Below are 19220 nucleotides of genomic sequence, written 5' to 3'. Positions count from 1 at the left end.
GGCAGATAACTTTCCTCTGCCCGGCTTACCAATTGCGGGTTTGGGTCGCCATCGCAGACGATTTTAGAATTGGTATAATTATTTAGGCAGTTGAATCTCCGGCATCAGTTCATCGGAGACGACTTGCAGCATTTCCTCCAATTTAGCCAAGTCATCAGGAGTGAAGCGTTGTTTAGCGCGCTCCATGACCAGGTGCAAATAGGAATAGCTGATGTTATAGTAATCAATGTACTTTTGGGTCGGGCGCAGGCGGTATTCCCGCTTGTCGGTGGTGGACTGGATGCGCTCTACATAGCCTTTTTTGACCAGCGAGTTGATTTTATAGGCGGCATTGGGGGTAGAAAGATTCATCATGTGGCTGAACTGCGCAATCGTAGGTTCGCCCAATGCCATGATGACTTCCATGCAGAAAGATTCTACCGTCGTCAGCGTGGCTTCGCGGTCCTCGAATCGACTGAAGATCTGCTTATAAAAATGCAGTTTGAATTTGGTATATACCCGTCCGAATGTCTGGTCCAGCATAGCGAGAATCCCCCTGTAGGTTAGTGGTTTTATTATAGCACATTCCGCCATGCAAAACCAGCCCTCAGGCATCCGTGAGAACAAACGTCAGCTCGGCGTTGGCCGCGCGCACGCCATCCACCCATGCGGTGGCCTTGCCGATGCCTACCGGGCCATGCTGTTCTATCAGCTCGCATTCCAATGTCAGCACATCGCCGGGTATGACCTGACGGCGGAAGCGGGCGTTTTTTACGCCGCCGAACAGGGCGAGCTTGCCGCGGTTTTCCGGCAGGCTTAACGCGGCTACCGCTCCGGTTTGGGCCAGCGCTTCCAGGATCAGCACACCGGGCATAACGGGGTGTCCCGGGAAGTGCCCCTCAAAAAACGGTTCCGTACGGGTCACGCATTTGACGCCCCGTGCCCATTGGCCGGGGGTGTAGTCCAGAATCTTATCCACCAAAGCAAACGGATAGCGGTGCGGCAGAATCTTTTCGATTTCTGCCGCGGTCATGGTCCGGGGCGGTTCATTTGGCGTACAGTTCATCCTCATCCCTCCCAGCGTTTGAATACCACGCAGGCGTTATGGCCGCCAAAGCCCAGACTATCGCTCATGGCATACTCCACCTGCGCCGCGCGACCCTGGTTGGGGATATAGTCCAGATCCAGCTCCGGGTCCGGCTCCTGCAAATTGACAGTGGCGGGCAAAAAGGCATCGTGCAGGGCCAGCGCGGTGAATACGCCCTCTACCCCGCCGGCGCCGCCCAGCAAATGACCGGTCATCGACTTGGTAGAAGACACGGCCAGCTTGTACGCATGGTCGCCGAACACCGTTTTGATGGCCGCTGTCTCGCAGCTGTCATTCAGGTGAGTGGACGTTCCGTGGGCGTTGATGTAGCCGATCTGTTCAGGCATTACCTCGCCATCGGCCAGCGCCAGCTGCATACAGGCCGCACCGCCTGCGCCGCCCGGGGCCGGGGCAGTAAAGTGGTAAGCATCGCAGTTGGCACCGTAGCCTACGACCTCGGCATAAATTTTGGCACCGCGTACCCGGGCAGCTTCCAACTCTTCCAGCAGCAGTACGCCGCTGCCCTCGCCCATCACAAAGCCGCTGCGGCGGGCATCAAAAGGAATCGAGGCCCGGGCCGGGTCGTCCGCCGTGCAAAGGGCTTTCATGCTGGCAAAGCCGCCCACGCCCAGCGGGCTGATGCAGCTTTCGCTGCCGCCGCAGAGCATACGGTCCTCGTACCCATCGCGGATACGATGGAACGCATCGCCGATCGCATTGGTACCGCCTGCACAGGCGGTGGTGGGGCAGCTGCACATGCCCTGCAAGCCAAAACGGATGGCAATCTGCCCCGCCGCCATATTGCCAATGGCCATGGGGACAAAATAGGGACTGACTTTTTCAAAGCCACGCTGCTGGCCGCGGGTGTGTTCTTCCTCGATCGTGGGCAGGCCGCCGATGCCGCTGGAAAGGATAACACCGAACCGTGCGCGGTCGATTTCTTCCAGTGCAAGACCGCTGTCCCGAACCGCTTCCTCAGCGGCGGCCACGGCGAACTGGGTAAAGCGCGCCATTTTGCGGGCTTCACGTTTGTCGATACGTTCGGCGGGGTCAAAATCCTTGACCTCTGCGGCCAGCTTTACCTTAAAATCGGTCGCATCAAAAGCGGTGATCGGCCCAACGGCGCAGCGGCCAGCCTTAACAGCGGCCCAGCTTTCAGCCACGGTATTGCCGGTAGGATTTACCGTGCCAAGGCCGGTGATAACGACCCGGCGTTTCTTTTTTGTGTCCATTGCACACCTCACATTCCCATTCCGCCGTCAACGCAAAGGACCTGGCCGGTAATGTATCCGGCCTGCTCCCCTGCCAGAAAAGCCACCGCCGCTGCAACATCCTCGGCATGGCCGATTTTGCCTGCCGGGATGGCTGCTTCCGCTGCGGCACGGGCTGGTTCTGATAACACGGCGGTCATATCCGTTGCAATAAAGCCGGGAGCCACGGCGTTGGCGGTGATATTGCGGGCAGCATACTCTTTGGCAGTGCTTTTCGTCAGGCCGATCAGTCCCGCCTTGCTGGCCGCGTAGTTGGCCTGACCCGCGTTGCCGTGCAGACCGACAACGCTGCTGACGCTGATGATGCGCCCATATCGCTGGTGCATCATAAAGCGGCAGGCCGCTTTGGTGCAGAAAAACGCCCCTTTCAGGTTGGTGGCAAGCACGTTGTCAAAATCGGCTTCGGTCATGCGCAGAAGCAATTTGTCGGCGGTAATGCCGGCGTTGTTGACAAGCACATCGATCCGCCCAAAAGCGGCCGCGGTGTCTTCTACCAGTTTCTGACATGCTTCGGGGCTGCGCACGTCCGCCTGCAGTGTGATAGCCTGCACACCAAGGGCGCGGCAGGCTGCGGCCGTTTCCTCGGCAGCGGCAGCGCTGCCGGCATAGTTGACGGCAATGTTCATGCCGTTTTCGGCCAAAGCCAGGCAAATGGCACGGCCAATGCCTTTGGCCCCGCCCGTAATCAGGGCGGCACGGCGCAAGTTTTCGGTTTGCGGCATGGTCAGGCTCCTTTCAGGGTGCGCAGCAGCTGTTGCAGCTGCGTGGCAGTTTCCACCGGGTAGCACGAGATGGCACTTCCCACAGTCTTTTTGACAAACCCGGTCAACGCCCTGCCGGGGCCGATCTCAATGGCAGTGTCCACGCCCAATTCTGCCAGACGGCGGACGGTCGCTTCCCAACGCACGCCGGACTGCACCTGTTTTTCCAGCAGTGCGGCAATGGTGTCGGCTGCCTCCCTCTCGTGTCCCAAGCAGTTGAACAGCACCGGGAACTGCATCGGCGCAAAGTGGGTAGCCTTAAATTTTTCCCGCAGTGCATCCCCGGCCGGGTGCATCAATGAGGTATGGAAAGGGCCGCTGACATTCAGCGGCAGGCAGCGCCGTGCCCCGGCAGCAAGCGCCAGCGCGGCAGCTTCGTCCACAGCGGCTTTGTCACCGCCAATGACCAGCTGGCCGGGGCAGTTGTAGTTGCAGATCTGCACAACGCCTTTGTCGGCAGCTGCATTGCAGCATGCCTGGAGGGGTGCTTCGTCCAGCCCTAAAACGGCTGTCATCCCGCAGGTGCGCCCAGCCGCAGCCGCCGCCATTGCCTTACCACGGAAAGCGGTTAAAGCGACTGCGGTCTGCACATCGAACACCCCCGCGCAGGTCAGGGCGGAATACTCCCCCAGTGACAGCCCCGCCGCATAATCCGGTGTGACACCTGCCTCCCGCAGTACGGCAGTAAGGCCAGCGGCAAACGCCGTCATGCAGGGCTGGGTGTATTGGGTCTCGTTCAATACGCCTGCTGCGTCGGTAAAGCAGACTTCTTTCAAATCAAAATCCACCGCCGCGTCGGCTTCGTCAAAAGCGGCGCGGAAAGCCGGGAAAGTCTCGTAAAGGTCCTGGCCCATGCCGACGTGCTGGCTGCCCTGCCCGGCGTATAAAAATGCTAGTTTCATAAGGTGATCTCCTTGTGCAGCCCACCAATGCAGTTTTTGGCATCGTTTACCATCAAGGCAAAGATTTCTTCCACCGGGCGGACTTCGTGCAGCAGCCCTGCAGCCTGTCCGGCCATCAGGCTGCCACTCTCGGTGTCGCCGTCAAACACAGCCTTGCGCAGACTGCCTAAAGTAAAGCGTTCCAGCGCCATTTTGTCAGCCCCGGCCTTTTCCTGGCGGACGTACTCGCGGCTCATGCGGTTTTTCAGTACGCGCACAGGGGTCCCGCTGATGCGCCCGGTCACGATGGTATCGCTGTCGCGGGCCTTCAACAGGGCCGCTTTATAGTTTTCGTGGATCGGGCACTCGGTGCTTGCCAGCAGACAGGTACCGACCTGCACACCGCACGCCCCCAATGCCAGCGCTGCAGCCAACCCGCGCCCATCGGCAATGCCGCCCGCAGCAATGACAGGCACATGGACGGCATCGACGACCTGCGGGACAAGTGCCATCGTTGTCATCTCACCCACGTGACCGCCGCTCTCGGTACCCTCGGCAATAACGGCGTCAATGCCGAGGGGTTCCAGATGTTTGGCCAAAATGGCCGCCGCCACCACGGGGATGACCGTGATGTCGGCTGCTTTCCAGGCGGCCATGTACTTCCCCGGATTTCCCGCCCCGGTGGTGACGATCTTTACGCCCTCTTCCACCACGATTTTGGCAAATTCATCCGCCTGCGGGTGCATCAGCATGATGTTCACGCCAAAGGGCTTATCGGTCAGGGCGCGGCAGCGGCGGATGTTTTCCCGCAGGGAATCCGCGTCCATGCCGCCGGAGCCGATCAGCCCCAGCGCCCCAGCATTGGAACAGGCAGCGGCAAACTCGCCCGTGGCGATATTGGCCATGCCGCCCTGTATAATGGGATATTTTGTACCTAAAATTTCATTGAGCAGCTTCATTTTCTACCCTCATACGTCAGCAGCATCCCGCCCCATGTCAGCCCGCCGCCAAAGCCGATGCAGGCCAGCGTCTGGCCGGGGCGCAGCAAATCACTTTCCGCCATTTCATGCAGGGCAATCGGGATGCTGGCAGCACTGGTGTTGCCGTGACGGCTTATGTTTTTGTAAAATTTTGACGGTTCTGCGTGTAAGCTTTTGACACAATGGTCAATTATGCGGCTGTTGGCCTGGTGGCAGACTACCCAGTCCAGGTCAGCCAATGTTTTTTGGCTGCGGTCCAGCACGGCTTGCAGACAGCGCGGCATAGCCTCCACGGCAAAGCGGAAAACAGCCTTGCCGTCCATCGTGATCGGTGCGGTATCGCGGGCCGCAGGGCCGCCTGCGCGGATTGCTTCACTGCCCCGTGCGCCTAAAGTTACGGCGAACGGTACATTTTCGGCCAGCTCAAAAATAGCCGCACCCGCGCCATCGCCAAATAATACACAGGTCGTGCGGTCGGTCGGATCCACCATACGGGAGAGTGCCTCACAGCCAATGACCAGCGCATACCGCCCGCCCAGCGTGTTCAGAAGCCCGTGGGCCGCGGCGGCGGCATAAATAAAGCCCGAACAAGCCGCATTCACATCAAAGGCAGGCCGGTCTTCCGGCAGACCCAAGGCAGCCTGTACGCGGCAGGCAATGCTTGGGGTGGCCGTTGGGGCCGAGAGCGTTGCCACAACACAGCAGGCAATGTCGTTTACCGTCAGACCGCTGTGTGTCAGGGCCTGACGGGCGGCGGTGATGGCCAGCGTGGCGGCATCCTCGTTTTCGGTGCAGTAATAGCGCTGGCAGATGCCGGTGCGGGTCGTGATCCATTCATCGCTGGTGTCCACTTGCCGGCGCAGATCCTCGTTCGTCACCACACGGTTGGGCAATGCCCCACCGGTAGCCAGCAGCTGTAAACCTTTCATGCGCCCCTCATTTCTCCGATGCGGCGGTATTTTTTGTATCGCTGGTCGGCCAAGGCCTTGCCGCTCATCTTGCATAAGGCAGCAAGGTGTACCGCAATAGCGGTATCCAACCGGCTGAAAAGCAGCTGCCGCCCACGCTGTGCGCCGCCCAGCGGTTCGGGGATGATCTCTTCCACGATGCCATCTGCGTACAGGTCCTGTGCCGTCAGCTTCATCATGGTGCATGCCTCACCGCTGCGGGAAGCATCTTTCCACAAAATACTGGCAAATCCCTCGGGGCTGAGCACTGAGTACACGGCATTTTCCAGCATCAGAATGTGGTTGGCAACGCCCAGCCCCAGTGCGCCGCCGCTGGATCCCTCGCCTGTGACAATGGCCAACACCGGGACGGTCAGGCCGCTCATTTCCATCAGGTTGCGGGCAATGGCTTCCCCCTGACCGCGTTCTTCAGCATCCTTGCCAGGGTAAGCACCGGGAGTGTCAATAAAAGTGATGATGGGACGGTGAAATTTTTCTGCCTGTTTCATCACGCGCAGGGCCTTGCGGTAGCCCTCCGGTCCCGGCATACCAAAGTTGCAACGCAGGTTCTCTTCCAGCGTGGTCCCTTTGCGGTGCCCCAAAACGGTAACGGGCATCCCGTGGAACCGTGCGATTCCGCATAAAATGGCCGCATCCTCTTTGCATTGTCGGTCGCCGCACTGCTCAAAAAAGTCAGTAAACAAGTTATCGATTATTTCGGTAATGTGCGGGCGGTCAGGGCGGCGGGCCAGAAAAACACGGTCCTCCGCCGTCAGCGAGGTGCAGCGCTGTAAAAGCGCATTTTCCTCTGCGGAAAGCTCGGCCAGTTCGGCCGCATGGGCGGTCGTGTTCGCCATTTCGGCGTCATCGGCACGGCTGCACAGCGCGTCGATCTGCGCGTCCAGCGGTTCCAATTGCTGCAAAACTTCCTTGATCATCTGCGCTTCCTCCCCTGTGTGTGGAGCTGCAAGAGCCGTGTTAAGACCTCTTTTAACTCGGTGCGCGGCACGACCTGATCCACAAAGCCGTGTTCCAGCTGGAACTCGCTGCGTTGGAACCCGTCGGGCAGTTTTTCACCGATGGTCTGTTCAATGACGCGCGGCCCTGCAAAGCCGATGAGCGCCCCCGGTTCGGCGAGCGTAATATCACCCAGACTGGCAAAGCTTGCCGTAACTCCGCCTGTGGTGGGGTGAGTCAGCACACTGATGTACAACCCGCCGCTGCGGTTGAACCGTTCCAGCGCAGCGCTGGTTTTGGCCATCTGCATCAGGCTGAAAATCCCCTCCTGCATCCGTGCGCCGCCGCTGGCAGAAAAAATGATGAGCGGCAGGTGCTTGTCGGCAGCGTACTCGATCGCACGTGTGATTTTCTCACCAACAGCGGTGCTCATGCTGCCCATAAAAAAGCGGCTGTCCAACACAGCGACCACCGCCTGCACGCCGCCGATCTTGCCGGTTGCTGTAACGGCGGCTTCTTTCAGGCCGGTCTTGACCGAAGCAGCGGCCAGCTTTTCCGGATAATCAGGAAAATGCAGCACATCGTTGGGCGCAATGTCCGGGTTCAGTTCTTTAAAGGTTCCGTGATCCAAAACCGTACTAAACCGATAATAGGCCCCGATGGGCAGATGCACCCCGCAGTTGGGGCAAACATACAGGCTTTTGGTCCAAACCTGACGGGTGGCGCGGCGGCCGCATTTTTTGCAGGCGACAAATTGCGGCGGCACCCAGTTGGGCGCAGCCGTACCGGCATCGCGGCGGGCTTTCATCTGAAAGCTGCGCTCCTGCGGGCTGGTCGGGAACAGCTTTTCAATGGCACTCATTCCGCAATACCCTTCAGGCTGCCCGTGCAGCCAGATAGTTGAAGATATCGCCCACGGTTTTAAGCGTCCCCAGATCCTCGTCGGCGATCGTAACGCCGAACTTGTCCTCAAACGCCATGTTCAGCTCTACAGCATCCAAGCTGTCCGCCTGCAAGTCCTCGGTCAGGCTGGCATCCATTGTGACCTTGTCAGCATCGCAGCTCAGGGTGTCAACAAATACTTCTTTCAATTCTTCAAAGCTCATACTACGTACCTCACATAATTTAACTAAATAAATTGACGTAATTGCCAATGAGGTCATTATAGCACATTTGCTTCGAATGTCAATATTATTAGATAAAAATATTTATCTAATTGAAGCGTCATTGTGCTCATCTTCCGGTATTATAAAAGGATAGCACACAAATTATCCCGCTGCAGGGGCAGCCCTTGCTGACTACTATTTGACCACTGCTGCGTATCTTCCCTGTGAAATATCCAATCGTCTTTAAATGGTTTCTATTTACTTTTTTTACTCTTCCAGATTATTTTCTATTCTGCAACATATTTCGCTCTAATGTGCTATACTAATAATATCCAATAACGATGGAGGAACTTCTATGAAACGCAGCAGCATCCGACTCCAATACAATGCCCCCGTCACACTGACCTTTTTCTTTTTGTCCCTCGCCTCTCTGGTATTGGGCTACTTAACAAACAGCTGGACAACCTCGCACCTGTTTAGTGTGTATCGCTCGTCGATGACGGATCCGCTATTCTATGTCCGGTTGTTCGGTCATGTCCTTGGCCACGGCGGTTGGAATCACTTTATAAACAATATGCTCCTCTTCCTTGTTATCGCTCCACCCTTGGAAGAACGATATGGAAGCCGAACACTTCTAAGCGGTATCCTTATGACCGCGCTGGTATCCGGCATATTGCAGTGTGTGCTGTTCCCCACTTCTGCATTGCTTGGCGCATCCGGTATCGTATTCATGCTCATCATGCTCTCCAGTTTGGCCGGCAGTAAGAATGGAGATATCCCTATCACCTTCATCTTGGTTGGCGTGCTGTACTTAAGCCAGCAGGTATACAGTATCCTCTTTATACAAGATAATGTAGCTAACTTTATGCACATTGTCGGTGGTATTTGCGGTACAGCTTTTGGTTTTGCCGTCCGGAAGAGATAACGAATGATTGGGAAGAGAATCTTATTTATGATGAGTAAGCACATTTTTCAGAAAGAACCTGTCCTGAGCATTGCCACTTGTTTGGCGATCATTTCCGCTTTCTTTGTCCCCCCGGACGCAGAATACCTCGGATATATCGATTTCCGTACTCTTGCAATCCTGTTTTCGCTAATGACAGTTATGGCCGGACTGAGAGGGCAAGGCGTATTTGATAGACTCGGCCATGCCCTCCTATCTCATACCCGCACCACTTTGCAGCTAACAGTTGTTCTCGCTGGCCTATGCTTCTTCAGCAGTATGCTGATAACAAACGATGTATCGCTGCTAACATTCGTGCCATTTACGTTTGTCGTTCTGAATCGTTTGAACGCATCTGTTCGTAGAAAACTGCTCCTCCCTATCGTCTGTATGCAGACGATAGCTGCCAACCTTGGCAGTATGCTTACACCACTGGGCAATCCCCAAAACCTGTATTTGTATGGCAAGAGCGGGATGGATATGAGCTCTTTTGTTCTGTTGATGCTCCCCTATTCCATCATAGCATTAGTGCTTATTGCTATATGGGCAGTATGGCTATGCCGTGAAGGTTCCGCCATTGTTGTAACTCATTCTGCGGTAAACTCAGAACCCAACAAGAAACTCATTGCGTTGTACGGTATTCTGTTCGTCGCCTGTTTATTGGTTGTATTGCGTGTTCTCCCATACGGTGTTGCATTCGTCGCTATCTTGCTGTGCGCCTTCTTTGCCGACCGCCCCACTCTTGGCCGCGTAGACTATTCTCTGATTCTTACCTTTGTAGCACTGTTCATTTTCATCGGGAACTTAGGTCGGATTGAAGCGTTCTCTGGATGGTTGCAGAATATTCTGGCCGGCCATGAGGTTTTCGTATCCGTTCTGGCCTCTCAAGTGACCAGTAATGTGCCTGCTGCCATCCTGCTTTCTGGATTTACCGATAATTTCCGTGCGCTGATTATTGGCACAAACCTTGGTGGCCTTGGCACATTAATTGCATCCATGGCAAGCCTGATTTCTTATCGACAGATTGCAAATGAAGTACCTGCTGAAAAAGGGCACTATTTTGCGATGTTTACTATTTCCAATGTAGTGTTTCTGGCCCTTCTGATGGGCGCTTGGGCCCTGACCTGATATTTCCGTAATTCTATTGCCATTTAACGTCTTTAAACGAAAATCCACATTCGTAAATGGTCGCGCAGTCAAGCAAAAGCGAGCGCCGCCAGTGGCGGATACAGCGAACCGAAGCAGGGGCAGCGGTCGCAGAGTGCGAGGGGCTTTTGTCCCCGAAGCACGATGCGGGTACCGCAACCCGACATTATCGAGCATTTTGGCAACGCAGATGCCGTGCCGCAGCAGCAGGATACTAAAGTACCATTCCCGTGTCCAACTTTATCCGGCAGCACCTTTCTGCAAAATTCAGGCAGGAAGCCGGAGAAACGCTGACGGATTTTATAGGGAAACAAAAAAGCGGAGGAGGCAAAACGCCTCCTCCGCGCCAAAATTTTCGGTTGTAGGGAAACACCGGGGGTAGAAAGTGTATTACTGCCATCCTCTTGCCGCAGGGTCGAGCATCTCGGCGGCGGAGTAGATGAGTGCATTGCAGATGGCGGCGGCAACGTTGCTGCCGCCCTTACGGCCCATGGCCACAATGGCGGGCACGCCATACTGCGTGCAGACGGCAAAAAGGCGTTCCTTGCTTTCTACCACGTTCACAAAGCCCACCGGCACGCCGATGACCAGCGCCGGGCGCAGGCCGTTTTCGATTTCTTCCACGATGGTCAGCAGCGCCGTGGGGGCGTTGCCGACAGCCAGCACCGCGCCGGGGTAGTCCCGTGCGGCCTTGTGCATGGCGACCACGGCGCGGGTCGTGCCTGCCTGCTTGGCCGCTGCGGCCACAGCGGGGTCCGCCATAAAGCAGAGCGCCTGCCCGCCCAGCCGCGCCAGTCCGGGCTTGGTGATGCCTGCCAGCGCCATATTTGTGTCGGTGATGATCGTCACTCCGCTGCGCACGGCGGCCATGCCCGCCGCCACCGCGCCGGGGGTGAAGTGCAGATTTTCGGCATAGTCAAAATCCGCTGTGGTGTGGATGACCCGCTTGACAACAGCGGCGCTTTCCTCCGGGATTTGCAATCCCCGCGTGGCCAGTTCCGCCGTGATGATGCCCATGCTCGTGCGCTCAATATCAGCGGGCAAATGATGCTGCGGCGTCATTTTTTGTCTCCTTTCGGGTTTACAAGTCCTATGGCTGCGTAGACAGCGTCCATATCCAGGGCGCGGCGCACACCGTCGGCCAGCAGGTCGAATTGCTGTTCGCGGTAGGCGGCCATCGGAATGGGCGCGGCGGCCTCGGGGGCAATCCCCTTGCGTGCGCAGAGATACGCCGCCAGCCGCTCGGTCAGCTCACCGCTGTCAAACAGGCCATGCAGATAGGTCCCGAACACCGTGCCCTGCACACAGCCCTCGGATGTGCCGTCGGCGTGGGTGCAGAACGGCGCCCCCTGCACGGCAGTACGGCCTGTGTGGATTTCGTACCCGGTCAGCGCGGCCCCCGCAAAGGGCGCGGCGGCGCTGGCTTCGATTTGGGCGCGGCGCTTGTCGGCGGTAAAAATTGTCTGTGTCGGCAGCAGTCCCAGCCCGCGCAGCGTTTGCGGGCGGCCGCTCTCGGTGCCCTGGCTGTCGTCCAGCGTTTGGCCCAACATCTGGTAGCCGCCGCAGACGCCCAATATCGGCGTGCCGCCTGCCGCCAGTTTCAGCAGCGCGGCCTCCAGTCCGGACTGCCGCAGCCAAAGCAGGTCCCCCACCGTGTTTTTCGTGCCGGGCAAAATGACTAAATCAGGCACACCCAGCTCCCGCGCGGTCTGCACGTACCGCACGCTCAGCAGCGGGTGCTGCTCCAGTGGTATAAAATCGGTGAAATTCGATATATGCGGCAATCGCACAACGGCGATATCCAACGGTTTTACGGTACTTTTTTGTTCCAGCCGCATCGAGAGCGAGTCCTCGTCCTCGATATCCACTTTCAGATACGGCACTACGCCTACCACCGGCAGGCAGGTCTTTTCTTCCAGCATCGTCAGACCAGGGCGCAGGATCTCCACATCCCCGCGGAATTTATTGATGATAAGTCCTTTGATCCGTGCCCGCTCATCGGGTTCCAGCAGTTCCACCGTACCGTACAGCTGCGCAAACACGCCGCCCCGGTCGATATCCCCGGCCAGCAGCACCGGGGCGTTCACCAGCTTCGCCAGCCCCATATTGACGATGTCGTCTGCCTTCAGGTTGATCTCGGCTGGGCTGCCCGCGCCCTCGATGACAACGACATCGAATTCCTCGGCCAGACTGTCGTAGGCACGCAGAATATCGGGGATCAGCGCCTTTTTATGGCGGAAATATTCCTGTGCGGGCATATCGCCGCGCACCTCGCCGTTGACGATGACCTGACTGCCAATGTCACTGCTGGGTTTGAGCAAAATCGGGTTCATCCGCACATCCGGCTCCACGCCCGCGGCCTGGGCCTGCACGACTTGGGCGCGGCCCATTTCCAGCCCGTCGCGGGTCACAAAGCTGTTCAACGCCATGTTCTGGCTTTTGAACGGTGCCGTCTTGTAGCCATCCTGGGCAAAAATGCGGCAGAGTGCGGCGCAGAGCAGGCTTTTCCCTGCGCCGCTCATCGTGCCCTGCACCATGATACATTTTGCTTTGCTCACGCCAGCACCTCCCCCATGATTTGCAACAGCTTTTGATTTTCGGCGTTGGTACGCACAGCGGTACGGTACCAGCTGCCATCCAAACCCGGGTAGTTGGCGCAGCTGCGCACGACCGCACCGCGCCGGCGCAGGGTTTCGCCAAAGTCGGCAGGGGCCTGGAACAGCAGGTAGTTGGCCCGGCCCCCTACCACGTACAACCCCAGGGCACGCAGTCCCGCTGCCAGCTTGGGGCGTTCCTCGGCAATGAGGTTCCGCACACGGTCGGCGTAGGCAGTCTCGCCCAGCGCTGCCAGCCCTGCCGCCTGCGCAAGGCTGGACACCGCCCACGGCTGCCCCGCCGCACGCATTTTGTCCATCAGCACGGCATTCCTGCACAGTACGTACCCCAGCCGCACGCCCGCCATGGCGTAGAGCTTGGTAAAGGCCTTTAGGATGATAAGATTCGATGCATCGTGTAAAAATCGTTTAGCAGTCAGTGCATCGCGGTCGGGTAAAAAGTCCAAAAAGCACTCGTCCACCACCAACACCGCGCCGCAGGCGGCACAGCGGCGCAGCAGTTTTTGCACCAGTTCCGGCGGTGTGACCTGTCCGGTAGGGTTGTTGGGCTGGCACAAAAAGACAGCGTCGATATCGTCGGTCACGGCATCCACAAAGTCATCCGCCACGGCAAAGTCGTTTTCTTCCTGCAAAAACACACGCTGCACCGTACAGCCCACGGTATCCAGCGCGGCGGCATACTCGGCAAAGGTGGGCGCGGGCAGCAGCGCGCGGCGCGGGCGCAGGGCCAGCGCCAGGCGGAAAATCAAATCCGCTGCCCCGTTGCCGCACAAAATTTGTTCGGCGGGTACGCCCTCAGCCTCTGCCAGCGCCGTCCGCAGGTCGCGGCACAACGGATCCGGGTAGCGGTCTGCCATTGGCAGCGCCGCCGTGATGGCCGCCGCCACGCCCGCAGGCAGGCCCAGTGGGCTGACATTGGCCGAAAAATCCAGCGCATCGCGGCCAAATTCTGCCCGGTAGCCCGCCCAGTCTCCGCCATGTACCAACTTCATTTTTGTTGCCTCACAATCCAAACACAAACAGCGCCCGCACGGCCAGTCCCAAGGCCAGCGCCAGCGTACTCTCGGCGTACATCATTCGGTCAGCCCGCAGAATATCCTGCGGTTCCACCGGGCGCAGTGGGTCGCCGATCGTCGGTTTATCGTAATACTCGCCAAAATAGTAGGCTGGCCCTGCCAACTGCACGCCCAAGGCCCCGGCGCAGGCGCTCTCGGTCTGGGCGCTGTTGGGGCTGGCGTGGTTGCAGCGATCCCGCCGCCAGATGTGCCATGCCCCCGCCGCGCTGCTGCCGGTCAAGGCCGCCGCGCAGACCCACAAGAGGGCGGCCAGGCGGCTGGGCAACCAGTTGGCAGCGTCGTCCAATTTGGCGGCACAGCGCCCAAAATAGAGATATCTCTCGTTTTTGTAGCCGAGCATACTATCCATCGTGTTTATGGCCTTGTAGGTCAGCGCCAACGGTGCACCACCGATAAGCATATACAAAAGCGGTGCGATCACACCGTCGCTGGCGTTCTCGGCCACTGTCTCTACGGCAGCTTTCGTCACGCCATCGGCAGTCAGGTTCTGGGTGTCTCGCCCCACAATACGCGCCACGGCCTTGCGGGCGGCGGGCAGGTCGCCCCTTTGCAGTTCCCTGTACACGTTCATGCTCTCCCGCACAAGATCACGCGCCGCCAGCGCCTGGGCGCACCAGAACATTTGCAGCACCAGCCCCAGCAGCGGATGGATTTTTGATGCACCCCAGCAGGAAAGCCCGGTCACAGCCAGTGTCCCCAGCGGCAGCACCGCCGCCACAATGCAGCCGCCCGCCAGCTCACCCTGTGGCGTTTTGGGCAGGGCGGCACGCAGGCGCTTTTCCAGCGCCGTGATGCACCGCCCCATCAGCACGACCGGGTGCAGCAGCCACACCGGATCGCCGAAAACGGCATCCAGCAAAAAACCGCCCAGCACCGCCCAAAAAATCAACATGTGCCCTCCTTGGTGTACTGTACGGTCTTGACCAAGTGCAAAATATGCTGCGTCGGCCAGTCGCGGGTGTCCAGCACATAGCCGCCCGCATTGGGGCCGCACCACTCATAATAGTCCTTGTGCGGCAGGGCGTAACGCTCCAGCGCGGCCATCTGGGTGCCGCCGTGGGCCAGGATGACCAGCAGTTCCTCGCCGTCGGCCAGAGCCTTGTCCACCAGCGCGGCAAACGCCTTGCAGATGCGGTCGGAAAATTCGGCCTTGCGCTCGCCGTCGGGGCATTGGCTTTCGCAGTTGGCGGCGACCCAAGCCAGGTAATCAGGGTCATGCTCCATCTCGACATAATTGCGTCCCTCAAAGCTGCCGAAACACATCTCCTTCAGGGCATCCACCGGCACGAGCTTTGCATGCGGGAACAGCACCTCCGCTGTCTGTTTTGTGCGCTGTAAGGTAGAAATATAGACGACCTTTGGGTCGATATCCGCTTTGCGCAGCTGGGCCAGCCCTTGCGCCGAGAGCGGGATATCCCGCTGGCCCTGGTAGCGCTTCTGGGCATTATAGTCCGTTAAACCGTGCCGTAAAAAGTAAATCAGCATTCGGGAAGTTCTCCTTTCAGAACCGTGGGCAGGCCGCAGAACATCTGCACAACGCAGTCTGCCCGCGCGGCCAGCAGGCAGGCCAGGCGGCCCGCCGCCTCCCGTGCGGCGCGGTCTGCGGGGTCAATGGGCACAACACCGCCGCCCACCTCGGTGGCAGTCACCACGTCGCAGGCAGCCAGTTCGTCAGCCAGCACCGCCAGGTTGGCGGCATCGGCAGCGCGTGTCTGCACCTCATAAATCTGCCGCCCGCCAAACTTTTGTGCGTAGGTACGTTTCCCGCTGTACAGCGGTCCGGTGATGAACAACATTTACAGCACCCCCAGCCACTGGCAGGCAGCCAGCGCCGCCAGCATCCAGATCTCACATTTTTGCAAAAACCACCCGGCCAAATCGCCTGTGGTGCCGCCAAACTGCTTTTTGGCGACGAAATAATACCGCACAAACACGCCCGCCGCCGCCAGCACCAGTGCCCAGCCGCCCAGGGCCAGCAGCGCCGCCGCCAGCGCAGCGCACAGCACCGCCAGCGCACGGCGCACATTCACCCTGTCCGCCGCTGTGGCAAAGGTGTGGGCAAGGCCGGTGTTTTTCGCCAGCGGGAACGCCGCCACGGCCAAGCCCGACAGCGCCCGCTCCCCCACCAGCGCCAGCGCCCAGAGCGCCCCTACGCGCGGGGTAAACTGCACACAGCCGCACAGCGCAAAATACTCTGCAAAGTAGCTGCACAGCCGGATGACCGCGAACGCCCCGCAGTGGGGGTCTTTCAAAATTTCCAGCTTCTTGGCCGTGTCGCCGTAGCTGGACAGGGCATCGCAGGTGTCAGCGTAGCCGTCCAGGTGGATGCCGCCCGTGACCCAGACCGGCACCAGGCAGAAGCCAGCCGCGCGGGCCAGCGCGGGCAGCGGCAGCATACCGCACAGACACCACAGCGCCCCGCACACAGCCCCCACCAGCGGGAAAGCGCAGAGCGCGTACCGCATATTTTTTGCGTTCCAGTCGAATTGCGGCATCGGCAGGGCGGAAAACATGGCAAACGCCACGGCGATGGTCTGCAAAGCTGTCATCATCTTTCGCTTCCTTTATAATAGACCGGTATCCCGCACACGACCCGCACCACGGCGTCGGCGCGGGCAGCCGCCGCGTTGTTGACGGCGGCCAGCGTGCGCAGATAGCGGTCGGTATCGCCCGCGTAATCGGCCCCGCCGCTGAATACTTCATTGGAGACGAGAATCAAATTTTCGCATTGCTGCGCAATATTCTCAATACCGTGCAAAATCGCAGCGGCCGCGTTTTCCCCTGCACCGTCTGGGTCGTACAGCTCGTTGGCGGCCAGGTTACCCAGGTCCTCCAGCAGTACGGTCCCGCGCCTGGGCAGGGTCAGCCGGTCGAGGTGCAGCGGGCATTCCACCGTGTCAAACTGCTTTTCGGCCCGCATGGCGCGGTGTTTGGCAACGCGGGCGGCGCACTCGGCATCCCACACCTGCATCGTGGCAAGGTAGGTGCGGGGCAGCGGAGCACGCAGGCAGAGAGACTCCGCAAAGGCGCTTTTGCCGCTGGCCGCACCGCCGATGACCAGCGTCAGCATTGCGGGGTGTACGGCGCAATGCCGCCCTCCGTGAAGGAATAGCAGTGGTTGTAGACGGCCAGCGCCATATCCCACAGCGGCAGGCTGGCCACCGCGCCCGTGCCCTCGCCCAGGTGCAAATCTGCGGTGATCAGCGGCTTTTTGTGGAGCGCATCCAGCACCAGCCGGGCGGCGGGTTCGCTGGAAGCATGGCTGGCAAACACGGCCTTGGCCGCAGCCGGGCACAGCCGCACCGCGCACAGCGCCGCCACACCGCTGATGAAGCCGTCCATGATGACAGGGATTTTTTCCAGCGCACCGCCCAAAAACACGCCGCACAACCCGGCGACATCGAACCCGCCCAACGCAGCCAGCACGCCCAGCGGGTCCGCGGCATTGGGGTGGTTGACCGCAATGCCGCGCTCGATCGCATGAATCTTGCGGTGCAGCCCCTCGTCGGACAGGCCCGCGCCGCGCCCTGTCATCTCTGCAGCCGGGCGGCCCAGCAGCACCGCCGCCACCGCGCTGGACGTCGTCGTGTTGCCGATGCCCATTTCCCCAGTAGCCAGCAGCCGCACGCCGTTCTGCTTCTGGGTGCGCACCAATTCAATACCCGCCGCGACAGCCTGTACAGCCTGTTCGCGGGTCATAGCCGGGCCTTGGGTAAAGTCCCGCGTGCCCGGGGCCACGCGGCGATCCACCGCGCCGGGCACAGGTACACCCGCAATGCCCATGTCCACAGGGACGACCTCGCAATGGGCCGCAGCCGCCATACAGCAGACGCTGGTGCGGCGGGCGGTCAGGTTTTCGAGCACCGCCCGAGTCACACTGGCGTTGGTCTGGCTGACCCCCTGCGCCACAACGCCGTTGTCGGCGCAAAGCACCAGCACGGCACGGCGGGTGAAATCGGGCGCGGGGTCGCCGGTCAGCGCGGCGGCAGCCTCGACCATCGTTTCTAACTGGCCCAGTCCGCCCAGCGGTTTTGCCAGCGCGGCCCAGTGGGCGTGTGCGGCGGCGCGGGCGGCCTCGTCGGGCGGGGCCACGGTTTTAAGCAGGTTTTTTAGTTCCGTTTCGGTCATGGTCGTTCCTTTATATAATGTTCGGCGGCGCACACAAAGCGCTGCGGCAGCGGTGTCCCCGCCCAGTACAGATGTGGGAATCCAGCGTAGATATGTGCATTGGCAAACCCACACGCCCATTGCCGCCCATTAGCCTTGGCGGCAGTCAGCGCGTCTCCGTTGGCAGTGGAATCCCAGTGGTGAAACTCGTGGGCCGGGATGTGCTCTCCCGCCGCAAACAGCATACTGTCAGTGCGGGCAGTCAACGTTGCGTAGCCAAACCGCATGAGCCGTCCAACTTTAATCCCCTGTCCGGGCAGCACGCCCGCCATTTGGTGGGGCGTGCCGTTGGCATCCTCCAGCGTTTGCCCCAGATAGAGAAAGCCGCCGCACTCGGCCACGGTGGGCAAGCCGCTCTCTACTGCGTTTTTTATAGCGCGGCGCATCGGCGCGTTGGCGGCCAGCTGGGCGGCGTACAGTTCGGGGTAGCCGCCCGGCAGGTACAGCCCAGCGATGTTTTCCGGCAAGGCTGCATCTGTCAGCGGGCTGAAAAAGCACAGCTCCGCGCCGTTTTCCCGCAAGGCTTCCAGCGTTTCCGCATAGGTGAAGCAGAACGCGGCATCCTGCGCCACGGCGATGCGCACCCGGGCGGCGGGAAAATTCTGTGGTATGGCGGCCGGGGCGGGGCGGCCGCAGAGCTTTTCCAAAAGCGCCCAATCGATGCCGCGCTGGGCGGCGTCTGCCAGCAGTGCAATTTTGCGCTGCAAGTCCGTAATTTCAGCGGCGGTTTTCAGCCCCAAATGGCGGCTCTCAATGGCAGCCTCGGGCAGCGGCGGCAGGCAGCCCACAACCGGCAGGCCGGTCTCTTTTTCCAGCATGGGGCGCAGCATTTTGTACAGGCTTTCCTTACAGTCGTTGAGCAAAATTCCTGCGATATGGTGCGGTGTGCGAAACGCCATCAGCCCCCGCAGCTCGGCCGCCAGCGTCAGGCTGGCCCCTTTAGGCCGCACGACGAGCAGGGCAGGCAGATTCAACGTATCCGCCAGGTGCCACGCGCTGGCCGTGTCGGCCACACCGCCCAGGCCGTCATAGTAGCCCATGGCCCCCTCGACGACCGCCGCGCCGTGGCCCGCCGCGTGCCGGGCGTAGAGTTCCCGCACCGTTTCCGGTTTTGAGAAAAACAGATCCAGGTTGTGGCTTTCCACGTCCAGCACGGCGCGGTGGAACATCGGGTCGATGTAGTCCGGCCCGGATTTGAAGGCGCAGGGAGCCAGCCCGCGGGCCTGCATGGCTGCCAACAATGCACAGGCAGCCGTTGTTTTTCCGCTGCCGGAGCGCGGCGCGGCCAGGACCAGTTGCAGCAT

General features: G+C 59.7%; 22 protein-coding genes. 2 read left to right on the top strand and 20 right to left on the bottom strand.

All coding sequences use genetic code 11. From position 1 onward, the window contains the following. Window positions 1-78 precede the first annotated feature (78 nt). From GPK89_RS01780 to acpP, 10 genes are all read right to left on the bottom strand, one after another. The gene (locus GPK89_RS01780; RefSeq protein WP_215691248.1) at window positions 79-522 is read right to left on the bottom strand and encodes a MarR family winged helix-turn-helix transcriptional regulator; all 444 of its coding nucleotides are present in this window, start codon (window positions 520-522) and stop codon (window positions 79-81) included. A 64-nt stretch (window positions 523-586) separates the two neighbouring features. After that, on the bottom strand, window positions 587-1045 hold the full coding sequence (gene fabZ / locus GPK89_RS01775) for a 3-hydroxyacyl-ACP dehydratase FabZ (RefSeq protein ID WP_215691246.1): 459 nt from the start codon (window positions 1043-1045) through the stop codon (window positions 587-589). A gap of 2 nt (window positions 1046-1047) precedes the next feature. Continuing rightward, window positions 1048-2298: a beta-ketoacyl-ACP synthase II gene (gene fabF / locus GPK89_RS01770; protein ID WP_215691245.1), complete on the bottom strand. Its 1251-nt coding sequence runs from the start codon at window positions 2296-2298 to the stop codon at window positions 1048-1050. 8 nt (window positions 2299-2306) lie between these two features. Beyond that, window positions 2307-3059 carry a 3-oxoacyl-[acyl-carrier-protein] reductase gene (fabG, locus tag GPK89_RS01765; protein WP_215691244.1) on the bottom strand — a complete coding sequence of 251 codons (753 nt, stop codon included), beginning with the start codon at window positions 3057-3059 and terminating at the stop codon, window positions 2307-2309. Between the two features lie 2 nt (window positions 3060-3061). Further along, window positions 3062-4000, bottom strand: coding sequence for an ACP S-malonyltransferase (gene fabD, locus GPK89_RS01760; protein WP_215691243.1), 939 nt, complete (start codon window positions 3998-4000; stop codon window positions 3062-3064). Continuing rightward, on the bottom strand, window positions 3997-4938 hold the full coding sequence (locus tag GPK89_RS01755) for a nitronate monooxygenase (RefSeq protein WP_215691242.1): 942 nt from the start codon (window positions 4936-4938) through the stop codon (window positions 3997-3999). Before GPK89_RS01755 ends, fabD begins: the two co-directional genes overlap by 4 nt. Continuing rightward, on the bottom strand, window positions 4935-5888 hold the full coding sequence (locus GPK89_RS01750; RefSeq protein WP_215691241.1) for a beta-ketoacyl-ACP synthase 3: 954 nt from the start codon (window positions 5886-5888) through the stop codon (window positions 4935-4937). The genes GPK89_RS01755 and GPK89_RS01750 overlap by 4 nt, the downstream gene beginning before the upstream one ends. Beyond that, on the bottom strand, window positions 5885-6844 hold the full coding sequence (locus GPK89_RS01745) for an acetyl-CoA carboxylase carboxyltransferase subunit alpha (RefSeq protein ID WP_215691240.1): 960 nt from the start codon (window positions 6842-6844) through the stop codon (window positions 5885-5887). The genes GPK89_RS01750 and GPK89_RS01745 overlap by 4 nt, the downstream gene beginning before the upstream one ends. Continuing rightward, complete coding sequence (gene accD / locus GPK89_RS01740) at window positions 6841-7725, bottom strand: acetyl-CoA carboxylase, carboxyltransferase subunit beta (protein ID WP_215691239.1); 885 nt, start codon at window positions 7723-7725, stop codon at window positions 6841-6843. The genes GPK89_RS01745 and accD overlap by 4 nt, the downstream gene beginning before the upstream one ends. 13 nt (window positions 7726-7738) lie before the next feature. Next, window positions 7739-7969: an acyl carrier protein gene (gene acpP, locus GPK89_RS01735; protein ID WP_215691238.1), complete on the bottom strand. Its 231-nt coding sequence runs from the start codon at window positions 7967-7969 to the stop codon at window positions 7739-7741. 355 nt (window positions 7970-8324) lie between these two features. Here acpP and GPK89_RS01730 point away from each other — a divergent pair, with 355 nt between their 5' ends. After that, window positions 8325-8894, top strand: coding sequence for a rhomboid family intramembrane serine protease (locus GPK89_RS01730; RefSeq protein ID WP_215691237.1), 570 nt, complete (start codon window positions 8325-8327; stop codon window positions 8892-8894). Between the two features lie 27 nt (window positions 8895-8921). Then, the gene (locus tag GPK89_RS01725) at window positions 8922-10040 is read left to right on the top strand and encodes an SLC13 family permease (protein ID WP_252261396.1); all 1119 of its coding nucleotides are present in this window, start codon (window positions 8922-8924) and stop codon (window positions 10038-10040) included. 408 nt (window positions 10041-10448) lie between these two features. Here the strand turns inward: GPK89_RS01725 and GPK89_RS01720 are convergent, their stop codons facing one another. From GPK89_RS01720 to GPK89_RS01675, 10 genes are read right to left on the bottom strand one after another with little or no spacing between them, the layout of a single operon-like run. Continuing rightward, a complete protein-coding gene (locus GPK89_RS01720; RefSeq protein WP_215691235.1) occupies window positions 10449-11120 on the bottom strand; it encodes a precorrin-8X methylmutase in 672 nt (223 codons plus the stop codon). Continuing rightward, window positions 11117-12616 (bottom strand): cobyric acid synthase, encoded by a 1500-nt coding sequence (locus GPK89_RS01715; protein ID WP_215691234.1) that lies wholly within the window; start codon window positions 12614-12616, stop codon window positions 11117-11119. The genes GPK89_RS01720 and GPK89_RS01715 overlap by 4 nt, the downstream gene beginning before the upstream one ends. Next, complete coding sequence (gene cobD, locus GPK89_RS01710; RefSeq protein WP_215691233.1) at window positions 12613-13665, bottom strand: threonine-phosphate decarboxylase CobD; 1053 nt, start codon at window positions 13663-13665, stop codon at window positions 12613-12615. Before cobD ends, GPK89_RS01715 begins: the two co-directional genes overlap by 4 nt. 10 nt (window positions 13666-13675) lie before the next feature. Continuing rightward, entirely contained in the window at window positions 13676-14641 is a 966-nt protein-coding gene (cbiB, locus tag GPK89_RS01705; RefSeq protein WP_430750590.1) for an adenosylcobinamide-phosphate synthase CbiB, read from the bottom strand. Next, the gene (locus GPK89_RS01700) at window positions 14635-15234 is read right to left on the bottom strand and encodes a histidine phosphatase family protein (protein ID WP_215691232.1); all 600 of its coding nucleotides are present in this window, start codon (window positions 15232-15234) and stop codon (window positions 14635-14637) included. The genes cbiB and GPK89_RS01700 overlap by 7 nt, the downstream gene beginning before the upstream one ends. After that, on the bottom strand, window positions 15228-15545 hold the full coding sequence (locus tag GPK89_RS01695) for a bifunctional adenosylcobinamide kinase/adenosylcobinamide-phosphate guanylyltransferase (RefSeq protein ID WP_215691231.1): 318 nt from the start codon (window positions 15543-15545) through the stop codon (window positions 15228-15230). The genes GPK89_RS01700 and GPK89_RS01695 overlap by 7 nt, the downstream gene beginning before the upstream one ends. Next, entirely contained in the window at window positions 15546-16298 is a 753-nt protein-coding gene (locus tag GPK89_RS01690; protein ID WP_215691468.1) for an adenosylcobinamide-GDP ribazoletransferase, read from the bottom strand. Further along, window positions 16298-16819, bottom strand: a complete 522-nt coding sequence (locus GPK89_RS01685; protein ID WP_215691230.1) for a bifunctional adenosylcobinamide kinase/adenosylcobinamide-phosphate guanylyltransferase — start codon at window positions 16817-16819, stop codon at window positions 16298-16300. The genes GPK89_RS01690 and GPK89_RS01685 overlap by 1 nt, the downstream gene beginning before the upstream one ends. Further along, on the bottom strand, window positions 16813-17877 hold the full coding sequence (gene cobT, locus GPK89_RS01680; protein ID WP_215691229.1) for a nicotinate-nucleotide--dimethylbenzimidazole phosphoribosyltransferase: 1065 nt from the start codon (window positions 17875-17877) through the stop codon (window positions 16813-16815). Before cobT ends, GPK89_RS01685 begins: the two co-directional genes overlap by 7 nt. Then, window positions 17874-19220 (bottom strand): cobyrinate a,c-diamide synthase, encoded by a 1347-nt coding sequence (locus tag GPK89_RS01675; protein ID WP_215691228.1) that lies wholly within the window; start codon window positions 19218-19220, stop codon window positions 17874-17876. The genes cobT and GPK89_RS01675 overlap by 4 nt, the downstream gene beginning before the upstream one ends.

The organism is Gemmiger formicilis (assembly GCF_018784445.1).
GTDB lineage: Bacteria > Bacillota > Clostridia > Oscillospirales > Ruminococcaceae > Gemmiger.
Note: the sequence above shows the minus strand (reverse complement) of the source record. Positions and strands in the feature narration are given on the sequence as shown.

Excerpts from the sequence above, each read along its gene's own strand:
- fabZ (WP_215691246.1), bottom strand. The coding sequence starts at position 1,045 with ATGAACTGTACGCCAAATGAACCGCCCCGGACCATGACCGCGGCAGAA.
- GPK89_RS01745 (WP_215691240.1), bottom strand. The coding sequence starts at position 6,844 with ATGATCAAGGAAGTTTTGCAGCAATTGGAACCGCTGGACGCGCAGATC.
- GPK89_RS01780 (WP_215691248.1), bottom strand. The coding sequence starts at position 522 with ATGCTGGACCAGACATTCGGACGGGTATATACCAAATTCAAACTGCAT.
- fabD (WP_215691243.1), bottom strand. The coding sequence starts at position 4,000 with ATGAAACTAGCATTTTTATACGCCGGGCAGGGCAGCCAGCACGTCGGC.
- GPK89_RS01675 (WP_215691228.1), bottom strand. The coding sequence starts at position 19,220 with ATGCTGCAACTGGTCCTGGCCGCGCCGCGCTCCGGCAGCGGAAAAACA.
- GPK89_RS01755 (WP_215691242.1), bottom strand. The coding sequence starts at position 4,938 with ATGAAGCTGCTCAATGAAATTTTAGGTACAAAATATCCCATTATACAG.
- GPK89_RS01685 (WP_215691230.1), bottom strand. The coding sequence starts at position 16,819 with ATGCTGACGCTGGTCATCGGCGGTGCGGCCAGCGGCAAAAGCGCCTTT.
- cbiB (WP_430750590.1), bottom strand. The coding sequence starts at position 14,641 with ATGTTGATTTTTTGGGCGGTGCTGGGCGGTTTTTTGCTGGATGCCGTT.
- accD (WP_215691239.1), bottom strand. The coding sequence starts at position 7,725 with ATGAGTGCCATTGAAAAGCTGTTCCCGACCAGCCCGCAGGAGCGCAGC.
- GPK89_RS01700 (WP_215691232.1), bottom strand. The coding sequence starts at position 15,234 with ATGCTGATTTACTTTTTACGGCACGGTTTAACGGACTATAATGCCCAG.
- GPK89_RS01725 (WP_252261396.1), top strand. The coding sequence starts at position 8,922 with ATGATGAGTAAGCACATTTTTCAGAAAGAACCTGTCCTGAGCATTGCC.
- GPK89_RS01730 (WP_215691237.1), top strand. The coding sequence starts at position 8,325 with ATGAAACGCAGCAGCATCCGACTCCAATACAATGCCCCCGTCACACTG.
- acpP (WP_215691238.1), bottom strand. The coding sequence starts at position 7,969 with ATGAGCTTTGAAGAATTGAAAGAAGTATTTGTTGACACCCTGAGCTGC.
- GPK89_RS01695 (WP_215691231.1), bottom strand. The coding sequence starts at position 15,545 with ATGTTGTTCATCACCGGACCGCTGTACAGCGGGAAACGTACCTACGCA.
- fabG (WP_215691244.1), bottom strand. The coding sequence starts at position 3,059 with ATGCCGCAAACCGAAAACTTGCGCCGTGCCGCCCTGATTACGGGCGGG.
- cobD (WP_215691233.1), bottom strand. The coding sequence starts at position 13,665 with ATGAAGTTGGTACATGGCGGAGACTGGGCGGGCTACCGGGCAGAATTT.
- fabF (WP_215691245.1), bottom strand. The coding sequence starts at position 2,298 with ATGGACACAAAAAAGAAACGCCGGGTCGTTATCACCGGCCTTGGCACG.
- GPK89_RS01690 (WP_215691468.1), bottom strand. The coding sequence starts at position 16,298 with ATGACAGCTTTGCAGACCATCGCCGTGGCGTTTGCCATGTTTTCCGCC.
- cobT (WP_215691229.1), bottom strand. The coding sequence starts at position 17,877 with ATGACCGAAACGGAACTAAAAAACCTGCTTAAAACCGTGGCCCCGCCC.
- GPK89_RS01750 (WP_215691241.1), bottom strand. The coding sequence starts at position 5,888 with ATGAAAGGTTTACAGCTGCTGGCTACCGGTGGGGCATTGCCCAACCGT.
- GPK89_RS01720 (WP_215691235.1), bottom strand. The coding sequence starts at position 11,120 with ATGACGCCGCAGCATCATTTGCCCGCTGATATTGAGCGCACGAGCATG.